The following is a 16,385-nucleotide window of genomic DNA, read 5'->3' as shown; positions in this document are numbered from 1 at the left end:
CGCTGCGTCGCCCGCCCCTGTGAATGCACAGCATGCGGAAGACCGCCCCTCGGCGCAGATCATCGACATCATGCCGCCCATGTCCCAGCGCCCGGCGGACGGCTCACCCTATTTGCGCGCCTTCGAAGACGTTGTGCGGCTGGCCGGTGAAAAGCGCGATGCGAAATTGCGAACAGAACTCGAAGCCTATGTGCATATCGTTTCGTTTGCGCCCGGCCGCATTGAATTGCGCCTGCATGACGCCGCACCCGGCGACCTCGCCAATCGGCTGACCCTGCGCCTTAAAGAATGGACCGGCAAGGCGTGGATCATTTCCGTCACGTCGGAGCATCAAGGCGCGGAGACCGTGCGCGATGCGCGCACGCGCGAAGTGATGGAGCATCCGATGGTGCAAAAGGCGCTGTCGCTGTTTCCGGGGGCGGAAGTGACGTCGATCCGCGAGCCTGAAAACACGATCTCGCCGGCGCCCGACGAATTGGAAGAAGACGCGCCCATCGACCCCGATGACGAGGCGGTTGCCGAAGCGATCGCGGCGCGCAAGGAAACAGGAAAAGCGTAATGGATTTGAACGAGATCATGAAACAGGCCGGCCAGATGCAGGCCAAGATGCAGGAAATGCAGGAAGAAATCGCCGGGCTCGAGGCCACCGGCGAAGCCGGCGCAGGCATGGTCAAAGTCGTCCTCACCGGCAAGGGCTATGCGAAAGCCGTCGCGATTGAGCGCTCGCTGGTGAAGGAAGACGACGCGGAAATCCTCGAAGATCTCATCGCCGCGGCGATCAATGATGCGAAAGCGAAACTAGAAAAGCTCTCCGAAGAGCAGATGAAAAAAATGACGGCGGGCTTGCCCCTGCCGCCGGGTATGAAGTTGCCGTTTTAGGTGTTGGGCCCCTGTGACCGAGCGCATCAAAAATGATTACATGTTAGCCTTCGCTTGCTTTCATTGTCGTAAGTCATTTAAGCGCCAGTCAGAAAAATATGTGTTTGTACGCAAATGTCCTGACTGCGGCGGGGCAGCGGTTGACCTAGGGCGCAAATTTCAACCACCAAAGAAAACGGACATAGAAAAATGGATAACTGTGCAATTTTTGTATGAGCACGGCTTCACATATCGTTCGCTCGAGCGGCGGCAGCGGTATCCCGAAGATTTGAAAAGTGCTCGAGCGTTTGTCGAGCAACACCCAAGGCAACAGCCGCTTGGGTTTACCGTTTCAGTAAAAATTCCACACCCAGAAAAGCCGAAACAATTTACACACAAGGACGTTTTTGTACCTTGGGAGCCCTACAAAAACCCAGTCATTCCAAAAGATGAGCATTGATCTTTATGCCCGCTTCTCCCATCGGTCCCGAGTTACAGCGCCTGATTGATCTCCTTGCAAAAATGCCGGGGCTGGGTCCGCGCTCGGCCAAGCGCGCGGCGCTCTATCTTCTGAAAAAACGCGAGCCGGTGATGCGCCCGCTGGCCTTCGCCCTTGATGACGCGGCGAACAAGGTCAAGGCCTGCGCGGTCTGCGGCAATTGGGATTCCATTGACCCCTGCGCCGTCTGCGCCGACACGGACCGTGATTCATCTGTCCTCTGCGTGGTGCAGGATGTGGGCGATCTATGGGCGCTGGAGCGCGCGGGCGCCCATAAGGGCCGCTATCATGTGCTTGGCGGCTTGCTGTCGCCGCTGGATGGCGTTGGCCCCGACGATCTACACATCGGCGCGCTGATCGCGCGGGCCAAGGAAGGGCTGGTCAGTGAAATCGTGCTGGCGCTTCCCACCACGGTCGATGGTCAGACCACGGCGCATTATCTCACCGACCATATTGAAAGCGCGGGCGTCAATGTCACGCGCTTGTCCCAGGGCGTCCCCGTGGGCGGTGAGCTTGATTATCTCGATGAAGGAACGCTGGCGGCCGCAATGAAGGCGCGGCGTTCGTTTTAGCTTTTTCCGCTCATCCCCGCGAAGGCGGGGATCCACAGGAAAAGAACTGCATTGCAATTTCTGGATTCCCGCTTTCGCGGGAATGACCGGGTTATTGATGTTTTGGCTGTAGACGCCTTAACACAAAAACAAACGCCATCACCGTCACGACAAAGGAAAGATTGAAACCTGTCTGCGCCGGTTCGCCCGGCAGCAGCATAGGCAGCAGGAACAACCCCGCCAGCAGCAAATGGTCATGCCTGCGCCAGCCGTCACGCGCCGCTTCCATGGCGAGCAGCGCAACCAGCGCCGCGATGATCGTCAGCTCGTAATAATAGGCGTAAGGGGCGACCAGAAACGCCCCGGCGCATATGACGGCGGCTTTCAGTGCGCGGTTATCATGGCGCCGCCAGATGATCCATGTGGCCCAGGCGGCGGCGCCCGCGCCCATAAGATGCAGCGCTGCGGCGACCGAAGCCGGGAACCCGGCCAGCGAAAACGCCGCGAACAATGTCGGCATTTTAAAGAGCGGCATGACGCCGCCGCTGACCCGGCCGCTGACGCCGATGATGCTGTCGAGAAACGCCGCCCACGGAGCAAATCCGAATGCGGCGACGCTCGCGCCCGCAAGCAGGACGGCGCCAACCGCCGCTGCGCCGAATGCGCGCCAATGCCCGCCGGCGATATAGGCGATGGGAATGAGCAGGCCGAGCTGCGGCTTGATGGTGAGCAAAGCGGCGCAAGCCCCGGCTACAAGCGGGCGCTTGTCGGGCAGCAAGGTTGCGCCGAGCAACAGGCTGGCGGTGAGAAATCCGTTCTGGCCGGTGATAAAGGTTTGAAACAAGGCCGGCGCCGCGAGCATGACCAACAGCGCCGCGCCTTTGACGCCCGCCGCGCGCGATGACGCGGCGAACAGCGCGAGGCCGCCGCCGCTCCACAGCACATAGCCGAGCCCATAGGGCAGCAGCGCCAGCGCGCTGATGACGAAGAAATAGGTGGGCGGATATTGCCAGGAGAGGCCCCAGCGTTCCTGCGCCGGGGCGATGCGCGCCAGCCAGTCCTGAAACGCCGCCGGGTCATAGATCGCCGCCGCGTCGCCGGCCGCCATGGCTTTTGCGGCGGTCCAGAAGGCGGCGTAGTCGCCGCCGACCGGCGTGCCCGCCGGCGTCACATAGCCCTTGGCCAAAAGGATCTGCGCCAGTGCGACGGCCGCAAGGGTGAGCGCGATGATCGCCGCGCCCAGCCTTGTCTGGCGGGCGGTGAGGCGAAAATCCGCAAGCCTGTCGAGCCTGTTGAAAACCAGCGATCCCATGGCCGGGACCCTAGGGCTTACGGTTAAAGAAACCCTTATGAGCCGGGAAAATGAGCGCTTTCCCCGGCCCTGGCGAATCGGCTAGGTTCTCGAAATGTTCACTGATGCGCTTGCCCGAGCGGGCTTCCCGATTGATGGTCCGGCCCTTTGGCTGGCGCTGTTCCTGTTCATTGGCGTGGTGTTTTTCATCATCCAGGCGCGGCGCGAGGCGAAGCGCGCCCAGCGCCTGCGCGGCGAGCTGGAGGAAACCCGCATCAATCTCGCAGCGGCGCGGGAGCAAACCAGCAATTTTGACGCGATGCGCGATGAGCTGTCTCTCGAGCGGCAATTGCGGGCGCAACTTGAGCAAAACGCCGCCGCCAATGCGGTGAAGCTCGAAGAGCGCCAGCGCGCGCTGGACGAGCTGAAAGTCCGTATGGAGACGGAGTTCAAGGCGACCACGGCGCAATTGCTGGACGGCGCCAATGAAGCATTTTTGAAGCGCGCGGCGGAGACGTTTCAGCGCTATAGCGAGAATGCGCAAAGCGAAGGCGACAAGCGGCAAAAGGCGCTTGATGATTTGCTGAAGCCGGTCAGCGAGACCCTGGTGCGCTATGAAAAAGGTCTCGCGGAAATGCGCGATGAGCAATTCAAATCGCGCGGCGCCTTGACCAGCCAGATCGGCGAGCTTGCCAAACAAACCCATGATGTGCGCGCCGAAGCGCAAAAGCTTGCGACGGCGCTGCGGGCCGGTCCGAAAACCCGCGGCCGCTGGGGCGAAGAACAACTGCGCAATGTGGTCGAAATTGCGGGCATGACCGCCTATGTGGATTTCGTCGAACAGGCGAGCCATGACGATGCGGAAAAGCGCCGCAAGCAGCCTGACATGGTGGTCAGTCTGCCCGGCGGGCGCGTTGTAGCGGTCGATTCCAAGGTTTCTCTCGGCGCTTATCTCGATGCGATCGAGGCGGAAGGCGAAGACGCCCGCATGGCGCATCTTGCGCGGCATGCGGACGATCTGTGGAAACATGTGAAGAGCCTGTCGGCGAAAGAATATGCGTCGTCCCTGCGCGACTCTCTAGACTATGTGGTGATGTTCGTGCCCGGCGAGAATTATTTCTCCGCCGCGCTGGAGGCGCGCCCGCAACTCTATCAGGATGCGTTCGACCGGAAAATTCTGATCGCGTCGCCGACAATCCTGATCGCGATGCTGAAATCAGCCGCGCTCAACTGGCGTCAGGAAAAAATGACCGAACATGCGCAAGCCGTCGCCGCCATGGCGAAGGATCTCTATGACAGCCTACAGGTGATGAGCAAAAACCTGTCCGGGGTCGGCAATGCGCTGTCGTCAGCGCTGAAGAAATACAATTCGACCGTGGGCGGATTTGAATCGCGGGTGCTGTCGCGGGCGCGCAAATTTGCAGAATATGAAATCCCCGGCATTGAATCCGACATCGAGGCTGTGACGCTGGTGGAGGATGCGCCGCGCGTGCTGCGCGATGTGAGCAGTGAAACCGCGCCTGATGATGATGGCCGCGAAGACGCCGCCTGAGCGGGCGTTCCTAACGCAGCGGAAACGGCAATCTGTCGTCGCTGCTTTCGCCGGATTTGCGTGGCGGCGTTTCCAGCGCGGCGGTATATTCTGCGGGTTGATGCAGCGTCGGCGCAGCGGGTTTTTCCGCTTTCGCAGGCGACGCCCCATTTGACCGCTGGCTTTCCAGCATGGCGACGCGGTCGCGCAGGGATTGCAATTCCTCGATGAGATTAGCCGGGCTTGTCTCTTTCACGCCGGCGCCTGCCATCACAGCGCTGATCGTATGCAGCGCCGCCATCAAGGATGTGGGCGAGACCATGAACACCCGCGCGCGATAACTTTCCTGAACGAGGTCAGAGAAATGCGCATGCATCTCCGACAGGATGTTTTCCGACGGGATGAACATCATCGCGCAATCGGCGGTTTCTTCAGGCGAGATCAGCTTCTCGCCGGCATCGGCGATATTGCGCAGGACCGCGCGGCGCAGCTCCGTTTCCGTGCCGGCATTGCGCGACAAATGCCAGGCGTCGAACGCCTCCACGGGAAAGCGCGCATCCACGGCGATCGGCGCCAGCGGTCCGGGCATCATGATCGCCGCTTCGGCGGTGCGGCCGGTTGAGAGTTTGTGGCGCAGCTTGTAGCGCTGCGGCGCCAGCGCATCGCCTAAAAGGTCTGATAGTTGAATGCGTGCGGCGGTTGGCGCGCCAGCGCCGGGCGCGGCCGGCAAATGGTCCAGGCGCTTTGAAAGCTTGTCGACGGCGCTGTTCACGGCGCCGCGCAGCGCATCAAACTGTTCGCCCATCAGATTGGCGAATTCCGCGAAATGTTCTTCGGAAACGCCGCCCGGCGCGTCCTGATAGGCCGCCAGCGGCGCGCTTGCGGGCGCGTTTTCCGCGAGCTTTTCCGCTTTCGCGCTGACGGCGTCGATGCGTTCTTGAAACTCGCCCGACATGGCCGCGAGACGGCGCTCCAGTTCGGCCATGGCGGCGGCCCGCTGGTCGAGCGCGGCTTCCTGTTTGCGCAGGTCGATCTTCATGACGTTCTGGGCGTCTTCATTGGCCCGCTTCAAATCGCGCGCAAGCGACTCTGCGCCTTCTGCGCGTTTCAGGGCCAGTTGCGCGGCTTCTTCAGCATGCGCGACACGCGCGGCTTCGGCCGCTGCAATCGGTGAAGGAATCGGCGCTGGGGGCTGACGTAGCGGCGATGGTTCCGGCTCGGCGACGGGCTCCGCGTCTTCCACCTCCGGGGCGAAGAAACCGGGCTCTTCACTTTCGTCCGCATAAAAAGCTTCGTCATCGAGGTCTTCTTGCGGTTCCGGCTCGGGCTTTTTGCCGAACAGACCGGCGAAAGCGGACTTTTTCTTTTTCTCCGGTTTTTCGGGCGCGAGTTCTGCGGCCAGCGCTTCCGGTTCTTCCTCAAGCTCAGGCGCGTCTTCGTGCAGCGAGCCGCCTTTATGATCGGGATCGATCGTGATTTCCGTGTCGGTTGCTTCGTCGTCTCGCCAATGATCGCTTCTGTCCGCCTTGGCGTCCGCTCTGGCGGGCTCTGGCGTTTCGTCTTCATCGAAAATGATTTCAGCGTCTTCGCCGGCGGGTTCGAAATAGGCGCGGGAATCGCCTTTGCCGCCATGCGATTTGGCGGGCGTGACGCGGCCTCTGATGATCAGGATCATCCCGACAAGGAAGATGAGCAGAAAGGCGCCCGCGCCCGCCCAAAGGGCCGGCGCCGGGCCGCTGATCAGCGGTTCGGAAAGGCCGGTGACGGCCTGCGTCGTTTCTCCCGCAGCCCCGGGTTCGTCGGCCTGCACCGACAGCGCGTGCGTCTGCATCGTCAAAACCCCAACACGAAACACCACATGACCCATGCACCTTATGGGAAAACCCCATAAAAAGCGAGGGTTTAGCGTTAACCATGTTTCCCCCCGCAGTTGCGAAGCCTGAGCTCTCGCGCGACTTGACGCATGCGAGGCCGAGACATAGGTGAATGGCATGAGCATTAGAGAGATTTTGACCGCACCCGATCCGCGCCTGCGCCAGGTGTCCAAGCCTGTCGACAAGGTCGATGACGAATTGCGCGTGCTGATGGATGACATGCTGGAGACGATGTATGACGCGCCGGGCATTGGCCTCGCCGCGATCCAGGTCGGCGTTCCTCTTCGGGTGATCGTGATGGATCTCGCCGGCAAGGACGAAGAGCCCGAGCCGCGCTTTTACGTCAATCCGGAAATTCTCGACCCTTCCGAAGAGATGAATGTCTATGAAGAGGGCTGTCTCTCGGTCCCGGAATATTATGACGAGGTGGAGCGGCCTTCGACCTGCCGCGTGAAATATCTCGACTATGACGGGAATGAACAGATTCTGGAGGCGGAAGGCCTGCTCGCCACCTGCATCCAGCATGAGATGGACCATTTGGAGGGCGTGCTCTTCATCGACCATCTGTCCCGTTTGAAGCGCGACCGCGTGCTGAAAAAACTCAAAAAAGAACAACGCCTCGCCGCTGCGTCCTGACGGCGCGCCGCCCCATCGCCGGAGCTGACCGATGCGCCTCGCCTTTATGGGAACGCCGGAATTTTCCGCCCCGGTTCTGGCTGAGCTTGTTGCGGCTGGTCACGAGGTGGCTGCGGTTTATGCGCGGGCGCCGACGCCTTCCGGCAGAGGGCAAAAGTTGACGCCCTCGCCGGTGCACAAGCTGGCGGAAAGCCTCGGTCTTGAAGTGCGCACGCCGAAAAACTTCAAATCGCCAGCGGAGATCGACGCTTTTCGCGCGCTAGAACTCGATGTCGCCATTGTCGTTGCTTACGGACTTATCCTGCCGCAGGCGGTGCTCGATGCGCCGCGCTATGGCTGCCTTAATCTGCATGCGTCTTTATTGCCGCGTTGGCGCGGCGCGGCGCCGATACAACGCGCGATCATGGCCGGCGACAGCGTGACCGGCGTACAGGTCATGCAGATGGAAGCGGGCCTCGATACGGGCCCGGTCTTGTTGTCGGAAACCGTGACCATCGCCAATGACGACACCGCGGGCACCTTGCATGACAAGCTTTCCGCCGTCGCCGCCCAGCTTGGACCGCGCGCGCTGGCCGCCTTGTCGCGCGGGGCGCTGACCGCGACGCCGCAAGGCGAGGAGGGCGTCACTTACGCCCATAAAATCTCCTCGGATGAAGCGCGCATTGACTGGGCGCGTCCGGCGGTTGAGGTCGACCGGCATGTGCGCGGCCTCTCGCCTTTTCCCGGCGCCTGGTTTGAGGCGGATGGCGCGCGCGTCAAAGTGTTGATGTCGCGGCCCCTCGCTGGCGTCGGCGAGAGCGCTGGCGCGCCCGGTGATGCTCTCGATACGGATCAAAAATTGGTCATCGCCTGTGGCGAGGGCGCGCTGGAAATCGTGACGGCGCAGCGCGCTGGCAAACGCGCGCAAGGCGCGGAAGAATTTCTGCGCGGGTTTGCGCTTGAAGCAGGCGCGCGGGTTTCGTGACCTAGTTCAGCGGCGCCAATAACGGGCGGCGTAAATGTTTCAGCCCGTCTTCCTTGCGCTGCATGTTGAGCGAAAACAGCATGGTTTCCGCGCGGCCCACAAGGTTCTCGACCGGCAGGAAGCCAACGCCGGGCGCTCCGAACCGGCTGTCGAGAGAATTGTCGCGATTGTCGCCCATCACAAACAGATTGTTGTCCGGCACGATGGCGGGGCCGAAATTATCGCCGCGGCGATGGTCGCCGCGTTCATAGATTGCATGGGCGCGCGCGCCGGGAAGGTTTTCCGTGAAGGCGCCGACCGTGGCGACCGCGCCTTGATGTTCGCGATAGCTGAATGTTTCGTCGAGATGGCGCGGGATCTCCTGATCATTCAGATAGAGGCGTCCGTCGCGGAGTTCGATCTTGTCGCCCGGCAGGCCGATGACCCGTTTGATCAGCGTGTCGCTATTGTGAGGGTGCTTGAAAACGACGAGATCGCCGCGCGCCGGCAAGCGTCCCATTATTCGGCCGGTCGGGGTTTCCACTTCCGGCCCGACCGAGAAGGGCAGGGAATAGCGGCTATAGCCATAGGCGAATTTATTGACGAGGATGCGGTCCCCGACGGCGAGCGTCGGCAGCATGCTCTCGCTCGGGATGTAATACATGCCGTAGGCGGTGGTCCTGAACGCCATAAAGGCCAGGAAAATGCAGGCGAAGAAAAGGATTTCCGACCGTAAGCTTCGCCAGGAATTTCTCGACAGCATTGCGTCCTCCATCAAGTTGGAAATATAGCAACCGCCATGGCGCGTTACAAACTGATCATTGAGTATAAAGGCACGGATTTTGTCGGCTGGCAGCGCCAGGACAACGGCCCGTCGATTCAGGGCGTTCTGGAAGCGGCGGCGAAGGCGTTTTGCGGAGAAGCGATCACGGCGCATGCGGCGGGGCGCACCGATGCGGGCGTTCATGCGCTGGCCATGGCCGTGCATATCGACATCGCAAAATCATTTCCCGCAGACACGGTGCGCGACGCCATCAACCAATATATGCGCCCGCATCCGATTTCGATCTTGTCGGCCGAGATTGCGCCGGACGATTTTCATGCAAGATTTTCATGCATCGGGCGCGCTTATGAATATCGCATCGTCAACCGCCGCGCGCCGCTGGCGCTCGATGCCGGACGGGTCTGGCGGGTGTCGCACCGGCTGGACGCGGATTCGATGCACGCCGCCGCGCAATTGCTCGTGGGAAAGCATGATTTCACCACCTTCCGCTCGATCAAATGTCAGTCGGCGTCGCCGGTGAAAACGCTAGATGAAATTTCCGTGTCGCGCTTTGGCGAAGAGGTTGTGTTGCGCTGCGCTGCGCGGTCGTTCCTGCACAACCAGGTGCGCTCCTTTGTCGGCACTCTGGTCGAGGTGGGCCGGGGCAAATGGCGCGCGCGCGATGTGAAGGCGGCGCTGGAGGCGGCGGACCGGACGCGATGCGGGCCGGTGGCGCCGCCTGACGGCCTGTATTTCGTGCGCGCCGAATATTGATCGTCAGTGTGCGAAGGTTTGGAAATAGCGCGCGATGATCAGGTCATAAATATCCGCCAGCAACTCAATGTCGCCTACCTCAACATGTTCGTCGACCTGATGCATGGTGGCGCCAACCAGTCCGAATTCGGCGACTGGCGCGTAGTCCTTGATAAAGCGTGCATCGGAAGTGCCGCCCGAGGTGGACAATTCGGGTTTGCGGCCGGTCTTTTCTTCAATGCAGGATGAGAGCATGCCGAGAAACTGCATGTCGGTGGTCAAAAACGCTTCGCCCGAGACGACACAGTCAAGCGCATACGCCGCGCCGATCTCTTTCGCGATGGGATCAAGCTGCGCGCGCAGCCATTCCTGAATGCTTGCGCCGGTCCATGTGGGATTAAAGCGGATGTTGAAACGCGCGCTCGCTTTTCCGGGAATGACATTATGCGCCGGATTGCCGATGTGAATATCCGTAACCTGAAGGCTTGATGGCTGGAACCGCTCATAGCCTTCATCAAGCGGCGTCTCGCTTAAATGCAGCAGCTTGCGCAGCAAAGCGGGGATCGGGTTTTTTGCCCGGTGCGGATAGGCCACATGGCCTTGCTTGCCGGTGATGGTGAGCCAGCAATTGATCGAGCCGCGCCGCCCGACCTTGATCATGTCGCCCATGGCGTCAGGGTTTGACGGCTCGCCCACCAGGCAATGGTCGATCTTGATGTTCTGGTCCCGAAGCCATTCGAGCATTTTGACGGTGCCGTTGACGCCTTTGCCTTCTTCGTCGCCGGTGATCAGCAGCGACAGCGTGCCCTTCACGGCGCCGGCCTTTATCGCGCGGGCGGCGGCGCCAGCGAAAGCGGCGATCGCGCCTTTCATGTCGGACGCGCCGCGGCCCCAAAGCTTGCCGTCTTTGACGGCGGCGTCAAATGGCGGCGACGTCCATTCATCCGCGTCCCCCGCCGGCACCACATCGGTATGTCCGGCGAAACAAAAATGCGGCGCGCCGGCGCCGATCTCGGCGTAAAGATTGTCGATGTCCTCAAAGGGAAGACGGGTGCAGCGAAAGCCCATGCTCTCAAGCGCCGCCTGCAACACATCAAGCGCGCCGGCGTCTTCGGGCGTCACGGAAGGGCGGCGGATCAATGCGCGCGCCAGCGTCACCGGATCGTGAGTCAGATTGTTTTTGTCGCTCATGGGTTTGAGGTAGACTAGGCGCGAGATTGAAACAAGCGGACTCCAGTTAAGGGGGGCGAAATGCCGAAGCTCGACATCAAGAATGCGCCGGTGCGGACGGCGACCGTCTATCCCGGCAAGCTGGCCGATCATTGCAAGGGGCGGTCAAAGATCGCGCTGGGTGATCTCGGCGGGCTCGATCAGTTCGGCGTGAACCTCACCCGCCTCGCGCCGGGGGCCGGCTCTGCCCACAAGCACTGGCACCTTAAGGAAGACGAGCTGATTTACATGCTCGAAGGCGAGGCGGTGCTGGTGGAAGACGATGGCGAGACGGTGTTGAAAGCCGGGGACGCCGCCGCCTTCAAGGCGGGCGCGCCAAATGGACATATGATGGTCAACCGGTCCGGCGCCGATGCGGTTTTCCTTGAGGTCGGCACGCGCTCAATGGATGAAGACGTGACCTATACCGATCCCGATGTTGATATGAAGGTCATCAAGGAAAACGGCGCGTGGAAAATCTCCCGCAAAAACGGCGAGCCCTATTAGCCTCCGTCCCTAGTCCCGCAATAGATCGTTCACGGATGTTTTTGCGCGCGTCTTTTCGTCGACCTGTTTGACGATGACAGCGCAGTAAAGGCTCGGTCCGCCTTTGTCAGACGGCATGGTTCCCGACACGACAACCGAATAGGGCGGCACTTCGCCATAGGTGATTTCGCCGGTCTGGCGATTGACGATCTTGGTGGAAGCGGTGATGAACACGCCCATGGCGAGGACGGAGCCTTCGCGCACAATGACGCCCTCGACCACTTCCGAGCGCGCGCCGATAAAGCAGTTGTCTTCAATGATGGTCGGGTTCGCCTGCAACGGCTCCAGCACGCCGCCAATGCCGGTGCCGGCGGAGATGTGGCAATGCTTGCCGACCTGCGCGCAGGACCCGACCGACGCCCAGGTGTCGATCATGGTGCCTTCGCCCACATAGGCGCCGATATTCACATAGGACGGCATCAACACCGCGCCCGGCGCGATAAAGGCGCCATGGCGCACGGTCGCCGGCGGCACGGCGCGAAACCCGGCCTTGCGGAAATCTTCTTCGGTCCAGCGCGCGAATTTCGTTTCAACCTTGTCGAACCACGGGCCATTGGCGCCGTCGATGATCCGGTTGTCATTCAGCCGGAAGGAAAGCAGCACGGCTTTTTTCAGCCATTGATTGACCCGCCAGTCGGTCTTGTCGCCGCCGGAATGGGGCTCGGCGACGCGCGCCTGCCCGCTATCGAGCATCGCCAGCGCTTCGGTTACGGCGTCGCGAACATCGCCCTTTGTCTCAAGGGAAACTTCCGCGCGGTTTTCCCATGCGGCGTTGATGATTGTTTCAAGCGCAGTCTTGTCAGTCATGATCTCTCTTTATTTCGCGGTGTTGGTCAGGTCGGCGCCGGACAGGAAGGCGGTGATGTCGTCGGTTACATAATGCACATGCGGCGCTGAGTCTCCCGGCCGGGCCGGTCTTTTTTCGTGGGGTTCGTCGTCCAGCCATGCGGCGTCGGAATGCACCAGCACGGTTGTCATGCCAAGCTCGTGCGGGGCTTCGAGATTCTGGACGATGTCTTCAAACATGATCGCGCTTTGCGGCGCGACGCCGTGGGAGGCGAGGAATTTGTCATATGGCTCACGCCGCGGCTTTGGCGCATAGCCCGCCGCCTTGATGTCGAAAATTTCGTCAAAGCAGGACAAGACGCCGAGCGCCCCGGCGACATTTTCCGCGTGGCGCACCGATCCGTTGGTGAAGATGAATTTGCGGCCCGGCAGCGCGGTGAGCGCGGCGGCGAGCGGTTTGTTCTCGTGCACGGCGCTGACATCGATGTCATGCACATATTCCATGAATTCATCCGGACACACATCATGCTTGTCCATCAGTCCGCTCATGGTCGTGCCATATTCCACATAATAACTTTTCTGCAGACGTCGCGCTTCCCAGTGCGGCATGGCGAGGCGGTCGCGAATGAACGCGGTCATGCGCGCGTCGATCTGTGCAAAGAGCTGGCATTCAGCGGCGTAGAGCGTGTTGTCCAGGTCGAAAACCCAGTTTTCCACATGGCGTAAGTCAGGGCGCGCAACGGCCATGTTATTGCCTTCTGGGCTGCGCCGGCTGCAAGGCCTGGCGGAAAGAAAAATTACTGTCCGGGCGCAGGCGCTGGCGCGGGAGCGGTTGTCGCGGGTGACGGAGCTGCGAACATTTCCGGCAGGAAATCAAAGGTCGCCGACTCGGCGCCGCCGATTTCCACGCGGCGGAAGGATGCGTCTTCCAGTTCCTGATCGGCGCAGGAAAGATCGTTCGGCGTATTGAACATGACGAGATTGACGCAGAAAGTTTTATCACCGCCAATCAGGTTTCTGTCGCCAGCCGGGTCTTCAATTAGTCCGTAGACGTAATAATGATCTTTTTCGAGGGAGCCCTTGATGATCTTGGCGCAATCGCCCGGTTCGAGCTTCCACCAGCCGCGGGAGCGATAGGCGGTCTCGTCCTGCGGTTCTGAAATGGCGGACCAGACCGGGTTGTCGGTCTTGTTGCAGTAGAAAAAGCCGAGTTTCGACTCGCGGGCGTTTGCATCTTCGATCAGCGCGTCGATCAGATCGTCATCGATATTATAGCCTTCGGGCAGGTTTTTCTCGCGCCGGTAATTGGCGAGGGCGCGCTGCGTGTCGCGGCCCATGGCGCCGTCCACATTGCCGCTATCCTTGCCGATGTCGGAGAGCAGGCGCTGCACGCCGGCGACTTCTGCGGAATAGACGGTGTAGGTGTTGGCTTCGGAGAAATCCGTTTGCCAGTTTCCGCCGGCGGCCTCCGTCACTTCGACATTGAAAAACTTGCGCTGGCGCATCGGATCGTCGCGACACACATCCTGATTGCGCAAATTGAAGAAGCCGTTGTTTTCCACACAGAGCGCGGTCTCTCCCGACCATGTGCGCAGCGGACCCTTGTGGCCCGGTATCGCTTCCGCGTAGACAAAGTAGCGTCCCGGTTTCGCCTGTTCGGTCAAAATGACCTTGCATTGGCCCGGGCGCAGGCGCCACCAGCCGCGAGTCGCCAGGCGGTCGCCATCGACATATCCGATCGAAGCGGAAAGCGCGTAGCTCGATTTATTGCAGAAGCTGTATTTTGCGGATGCGCCGCTTGCGCCGATGATGAAAACCAGGATCGACAAAAGAATGAGACGCATGCTGCTTCGCCTGAATATAACTAGCTGGACTGGCGTGTAATTCAGCCGAAACTGACCTGAGGATCAAGCGCGAGCAGATGAATAAGGCGTCACCAATCGAAGAAAAGCTGCGGGATGAGCATGCTTCGGCGCAAGCAGCGCGCGTCAGCATCCTGTTTCCGCTGCCTTTGCCGAAAGCGTACGACTATCTGTGCGCGGCGCCGGCGCCTCCGGTGGGGAGCTTCGTTGCGGCGCCGTTTGGGCCGCGCGAAGTCATTGGCGTGGTCTGGCCGTCAGAGGGCGAGGCGCCGCCGCTGGAGAAAATGAAGGCGGTCGCGGCCGTTCTGGATGCGCCGCCCTTGGCCGCAGAGATTGTCGAATTCGTCGATTGGGCCGCCGCCTATACGATGTCCCCGAAAGGCTCGGTGCTGCGCATGGTGATGCGGGTCTCTGACGCGCTTGAAGGCCCGCGCATGCAGACCGCTTTTGTAAAGGCGGAAACGCCGGACGGCTTGCGGATTACGCCGCAGCGAAAAGCCGTGCTCGCCGCCGCAGGTGAAGCGCCGCAATTCGCCGGCGAACTCGCCGCCGCCGCGGGCGTCAGCGAGGCCGTGGTGCGCGGTCTTGCCGATGCGGGCGCGCTGGCCCGAGTGGAGGTCGATCCTGATCCGCCATTCGCCGCGCCCGATCTTGAGCAAACCGGCTACGACCTCTCGGAAGATCAGCAATTCGCGGCGGAGATGATCGCCGGGCTGATCGCCGAGGGCGGCCACAAGGCGGTGCTGATCGACGGCGTGACCGGTTCGGGCAAGACGGAAGTTTATTTCGAAGCGGTCGCCGCAGCGTTGCAGCGCGACCCGCAAGCGCAGGCGCTTATCCTGCTGCCGGAAATAGCGCTGACCTTGCCGTTTCTTGAGCGCGTTGAGCAGCGTTTCGGCGCCGCGCCCGCGCCCTGGCATTCGGATTTGACCGGCGCGCAGCGGCGTCGCAGTTGGCGCCGCGTCGCGGAAGGTCAGGCGCGGCTGGTGGTCGGCGCGCGCTCCGCCTTGTTTCTCCCGTTCAAAAAGCTGCGCCTGATCGTTGTCGATGAAGAGCACGAAAACGCCTATAAACAGGAGGAAGGCGTGATTTATCACGCCCGCGATCTGTGTGTCGCGCGCGGCGCGCTCGCCGGATTTCCGGTGGTGCTCGCTTCCGCGACGCCCTCGCTTGAAACCATCGTCAATGTGGATGAGGGGCGCTATGAGGCGGTCGGGCTGTCATCGCGCTTCGCCGATGCGCAGATGCCTGACATCAAGCTGATTGACATGCGCGAGCATGGTCCCGAAGCGGGCAAGTGGCTGTCACCGGTGCTGGTTGACGCCGTCTCGCAAAAACTGTCCGCACACGAACAGTCAATGCTGTTTCTCAATCGGCGCGGTTATGCGCCGCTGACTTTGTGCCGGCGCTGCGGACATAAAATGACGGCGCCGGGCTCCGACACAATGCTGGTGGAGCACCGTTTTGAAAACCGGCTGGTCTGTCATCATACCGGGTTTTCCATGGCCAAGCCGACCGCTTGTCCCGCCTGCAACGCAGTCGACTCGCTGGCGCCTTGCGGTCCGGGTGTGGAGCGTGTTGCAGAAGAGGCGCGCGAGCGCTGGCCGCAGGCGAATATCGCTGTGCTGTCTTCGGATACGGCGCCGGGACCGCGGGCGATGCGCGAAATGCTCGATGCGATGCATGCAGGCGAAATCGACATTCTCATTGCGACCCAGGTCGCCGCAAAGGGCCACCATTTTGCAGAATCTGACTCTGGTCGGCGTGGTGGATGCGGATCTCGGGCTGGCGGGCGGCGATCTGCGCGCGGCGGAGCGCACCTATCAATTGCTGAGCCAGGTCACGGGCCGCGCCGGTCGCGCGGAAAAGCCGGGCCGCGCATTGTTGCAGACCTATCAGCCCGAGGCGCCGGTGCTGGCCGCGCTGGCGTCCGGTGATCGCGATGCGTTTCTCGCGGCGGAAGCCATGGGCCGGCGCGATCTTGGTTTTCCGCCCTATGGGCGGCTCGCGGCGATCACCCTGAAGTCGCTGGATGAGCGCGTGCTGGACGAAACCGCGCGGCGATTGCGCGCTGCGGCGCCGCATGCCGACGGGATTGAAGTGCTGGGCCCGGCGCGGGCGCCGATCTATCGCCTGCGCGGCATGGCGCGCATGCGGCTTCTCGTGAAAGCCAGAAAAAACGTTCATTTACAGGGCTATCTCGCGGACTGGCTGTCTTCAGTGAAGATACCGGGCGCGGTCCGCGTGATGGTGGACATCAACCCCTATTCTTTTTTGTAGGCT

At 61.4% G+C, this 16,385-nt stretch carries 16 protein-coding genes and 1 pseudogene; 10 read left to right on the top strand and 7 right to left on the bottom strand.

Annotated elements, in window-relative coordinates:
* Positions 1 to 19 precede the first annotated feature (19 nt).
* Genes AC0L8G_RS02265 through recR form a run of 4 tightly spaced genes read left to right on the top strand, consistent with a single transcriptional unit; the run spans position 20 to position 1,929 of the window.
* On the top strand, positions 20 to 559 hold the full coding sequence (locus tag AC0L8G_RS02265; RefSeq protein WP_473386388.1) for a hypothetical protein: 540 nt from the start codon (positions 20 to 22) through the stop codon (positions 557 to 559).
* The gene (locus AC0L8G_RS02260; RefSeq protein ID WP_473386384.1) at positions 559 to 879 is read left to right on the top strand and encodes a YbaB/EbfC family nucleoid-associated protein; all 321 of its coding nucleotides are present in this window, start codon (positions 559 to 561) and stop codon (positions 877 to 879) included. Before AC0L8G_RS02265 ends, AC0L8G_RS02260 begins: the two co-directional genes overlap by 1 nt.
* A 13-nt stretch (positions 880 to 892) precedes the next feature.
* On the top strand, positions 893 to 1,318 hold the full coding sequence (locus AC0L8G_RS02255; RefSeq protein ID WP_473386382.1) for a hypothetical protein: 426 nt from the start codon (positions 893 to 895) through the stop codon (positions 1,316 to 1,318).
* Positions 1,319 to 1,323: 5 nt separating this feature from the next.
* Positions 1,324 to 1,929: a recombination mediator RecR gene (recR, locus tag AC0L8G_RS02250; RefSeq protein WP_473386381.1), complete on the top strand. Its 606-nt coding sequence runs from the start codon at positions 1,324 to 1,326 to the stop codon at positions 1,927 to 1,929.
* A 91-nt stretch (positions 1,930 to 2,020) separates the two neighbouring features.
* On the opposite strand, the gene AC0L8G_RS02245 is transcribed toward recR, so the two are convergent.
* Positions 2,021 to 3,220, bottom strand: coding sequence for a glycosyltransferase family 87 protein (locus tag AC0L8G_RS02245; protein ID WP_473386379.1), 1,200 nt, complete (start codon positions 3,218 to 3,220; stop codon positions 2,021 to 2,023).
* Between the two features lie 94 nt (positions 3,221 to 3,314).
* On the opposite strand from AC0L8G_RS02245, the gene AC0L8G_RS02240 reads away from it, so the two are divergent.
* The gene (locus tag AC0L8G_RS02240) at positions 3,315 to 4,751 is read left to right on the top strand and encodes a DNA recombination protein RmuC (RefSeq protein ID WP_473386377.1); all 1,437 of its coding nucleotides are present in this window, start codon (positions 3,315 to 3,317) and stop codon (positions 4,749 to 4,751) included.
* A 10-nt stretch (positions 4,752 to 4,761) separates the two neighbouring features.
* Here the strand turns inward: AC0L8G_RS02240 and rmuC are convergent, their stop codons facing one another.
* Positions 4,762 to 6,561: a DNA recombination protein RmuC gene (rmuC, locus tag AC0L8G_RS02235; RefSeq protein ID WP_473386376.1), complete on the bottom strand. Its 1,800-nt coding sequence runs from the start codon at positions 6,559 to 6,561 to the stop codon at positions 4,762 to 4,764.
* A 160-nt stretch (positions 6,562 to 6,721) separates the two neighbouring features.
* Between rmuC and def the strand changes: the two genes are divergently transcribed.
* Positions 6,722 to 7,240, top strand: coding sequence for a peptide deformylase (gene def, locus AC0L8G_RS02230; protein ID WP_473386374.1), 519 nt, complete (start codon positions 6,722 to 6,724; stop codon positions 7,238 to 7,240).
* 31 nt (positions 7,241 to 7,271) lie between these two features.
* Positions 7,272 to 8,204, top strand: coding sequence for a methionyl-tRNA formyltransferase (fmt, locus tag AC0L8G_RS02225; RefSeq protein WP_473386372.1), 933 nt, complete (start codon positions 7,272 to 7,274; stop codon positions 8,202 to 8,204).
* Position 8,205: 1 nt separating this feature from the next.
* Here fmt and lepB read toward each other — a convergent pair whose 3' ends face one another.
* On the bottom strand, positions 8,206 to 8,946 hold the full coding sequence (gene lepB / locus AC0L8G_RS02220) for a signal peptidase I (protein WP_473386370.1): 741 nt from the start codon (positions 8,944 to 8,946) through the stop codon (positions 8,206 to 8,208).
* Positions 8,947 to 8,982: 36 nt separating this feature from the next.
* Here lepB and truA point away from each other — a divergent pair, with 36 nt between their 5' ends.
* Positions 8,983 to 9,720 (top strand): tRNA pseudouridine(38-40) synthase TruA, encoded by a 738-nt coding sequence (gene truA / locus AC0L8G_RS02215; protein WP_473386368.1) that lies wholly within the window; start codon positions 8,983 to 8,985, stop codon positions 9,718 to 9,720.
* 3 nt (positions 9,721 to 9,723) lie between these two features.
* Here the strand turns inward: truA and dapE are convergent, their stop codons facing one another.
* Entirely contained in the window at positions 9,724 to 10,890 is a 1,167-nt protein-coding gene (gene dapE / locus AC0L8G_RS02210; RefSeq protein ID WP_473386366.1) for a succinyl-diaminopimelate desuccinylase, read from the bottom strand.
* Positions 10,891 to 10,950: 60 nt separating this feature from the next.
* Between dapE and AC0L8G_RS02205 the strand changes: the two genes are divergently transcribed.
* Positions 10,951 to 11,415, top strand: coding sequence for a cupin domain-containing protein (locus AC0L8G_RS02205; protein ID WP_473386364.1), 465 nt, complete (start codon positions 10,951 to 10,953; stop codon positions 11,413 to 11,415).
* A 9-nt stretch (positions 11,416 to 11,424) separates the two neighbouring features.
* Here the strand turns inward: AC0L8G_RS02205 and dapD are convergent, their stop codons facing one another.
* From dapD to AC0L8G_RS02190, 3 genes are read right to left on the bottom strand one after another with little or no spacing between them, the layout of a single operon-like run.
* Positions 11,425 to 12,261, bottom strand: coding sequence for a 2,3,4,5-tetrahydropyridine-2,6-dicarboxylate N-succinyltransferase (gene dapD, locus AC0L8G_RS02200; protein WP_473386362.1), 837 nt, complete (start codon positions 12,259 to 12,261; stop codon positions 11,425 to 11,427).
* A 9-nt stretch (positions 12,262 to 12,270) separates the two neighbouring features.
* Entirely contained in the window at positions 12,271 to 12,987 is a 717-nt protein-coding gene (locus AC0L8G_RS02195; protein ID WP_473386361.1) for a pyrimidine 5'-nucleotidase, read from the bottom strand.
* Positions 12,988 to 13,037: 50 nt separating this feature from the next.
* A complete protein-coding gene (locus AC0L8G_RS02190) occupies positions 13,038 to 14,084 on the bottom strand; it encodes a DUF1036 domain-containing protein (protein WP_473386359.1) in 1,047 nt (348 codons plus the stop codon).
* A gap of 77 nt (positions 14,085 to 14,161) precedes the next feature.
* Between AC0L8G_RS02190 and AC0L8G_RS02185 the strand changes: the two are divergent.
* Positions 14,162 to 16,382, top strand: a pseudogene (locus AC0L8G_RS02185) (primosomal protein N').
* The last annotated feature ends 3 nt before the right edge of the window (positions 16,383 to 16,385 follow it).

Source organism: Hyphococcus sp. D3-15 (assembly GCF_055809375.1).
Note: the sequence above shows the minus strand (reverse complement) of the source record. Positions and strands in the feature narration are given on the sequence as shown.

Bases quoted from the DNA above. Each gene is read 5' to 3' on its own strand.
- AC0L8G_RS02190 (WP_473386359.1), bottom strand. From the start codon at position 14,084: ATGCGTCTCATTCTTTTGTCGATCCTGGTTTTCATCATCGGCGCAAGC.
- AC0L8G_RS02245 (WP_473386379.1), bottom strand. From the start codon at position 3,220: ATGGGATCGCTGGTTTTCAACAGGCTCGACAGGCTTGCGGATTTTCGC.
- dapD (WP_473386362.1), bottom strand. From the start codon at position 12,261: ATGACTGACAAGACTGCGCTTGAAACAATCATCAACGCCGCATGGGAA.
- AC0L8G_RS02240 (WP_473386377.1), top strand. From the start codon at position 3,315: ATGTTCACTGATGCGCTTGCCCGAGCGGGCTTCCCGATTGATGGTCCG.
- truA (WP_473386368.1), top strand. From the start codon at position 8,983: ATGGCGCGTTACAAACTGATCATTGAGTATAAAGGCACGGATTTTGTC.
- AC0L8G_RS02260 (WP_473386384.1), top strand. From the start codon at position 559: ATGGATTTGAACGAGATCATGAAACAGGCCGGCCAGATGCAGGCCAAG.
- fmt (WP_473386372.1), top strand. From the start codon at position 7,272: ATGCGCCTCGCCTTTATGGGAACGCCGGAATTTTCCGCCCCGGTTCTG.
- AC0L8G_RS02195 (WP_473386361.1), bottom strand. From the start codon at position 12,987: ATGGCCGTTGCGCGCCCTGACTTACGCCATGTGGAAAACTGGGTTTTC.
- dapE (WP_473386366.1), bottom strand. From the start codon at position 10,890: ATGAGCGACAAAAACAATCTGACTCACGATCCGGTGACGCTGGCGCGC.
- lepB (WP_473386370.1), bottom strand. From the start codon at position 8,946: ATGCTGTCGAGAAATTCCTGGCGAAGCTTACGGTCGGAAATCCTTTTC.
- recR (WP_473386381.1), top strand. From the start codon at position 1,324: ATGCCCGCTTCTCCCATCGGTCCCGAGTTACAGCGCCTGATTGATCTC.
- rmuC (WP_473386376.1), bottom strand. From the start codon at position 6,561: ATGCAGACGCACGCGCTGTCGGTGCAGGCCGACGAACCCGGGGCTGCG.
- AC0L8G_RS02205 (WP_473386364.1), top strand. From the start codon at position 10,951: ATGCCGAAGCTCGACATCAAGAATGCGCCGGTGCGGACGGCGACCGTC.
- def (WP_473386374.1), top strand. From the start codon at position 6,722: ATGAGCATTAGAGAGATTTTGACCGCACCCGATCCGCGCCTGCGCCAG.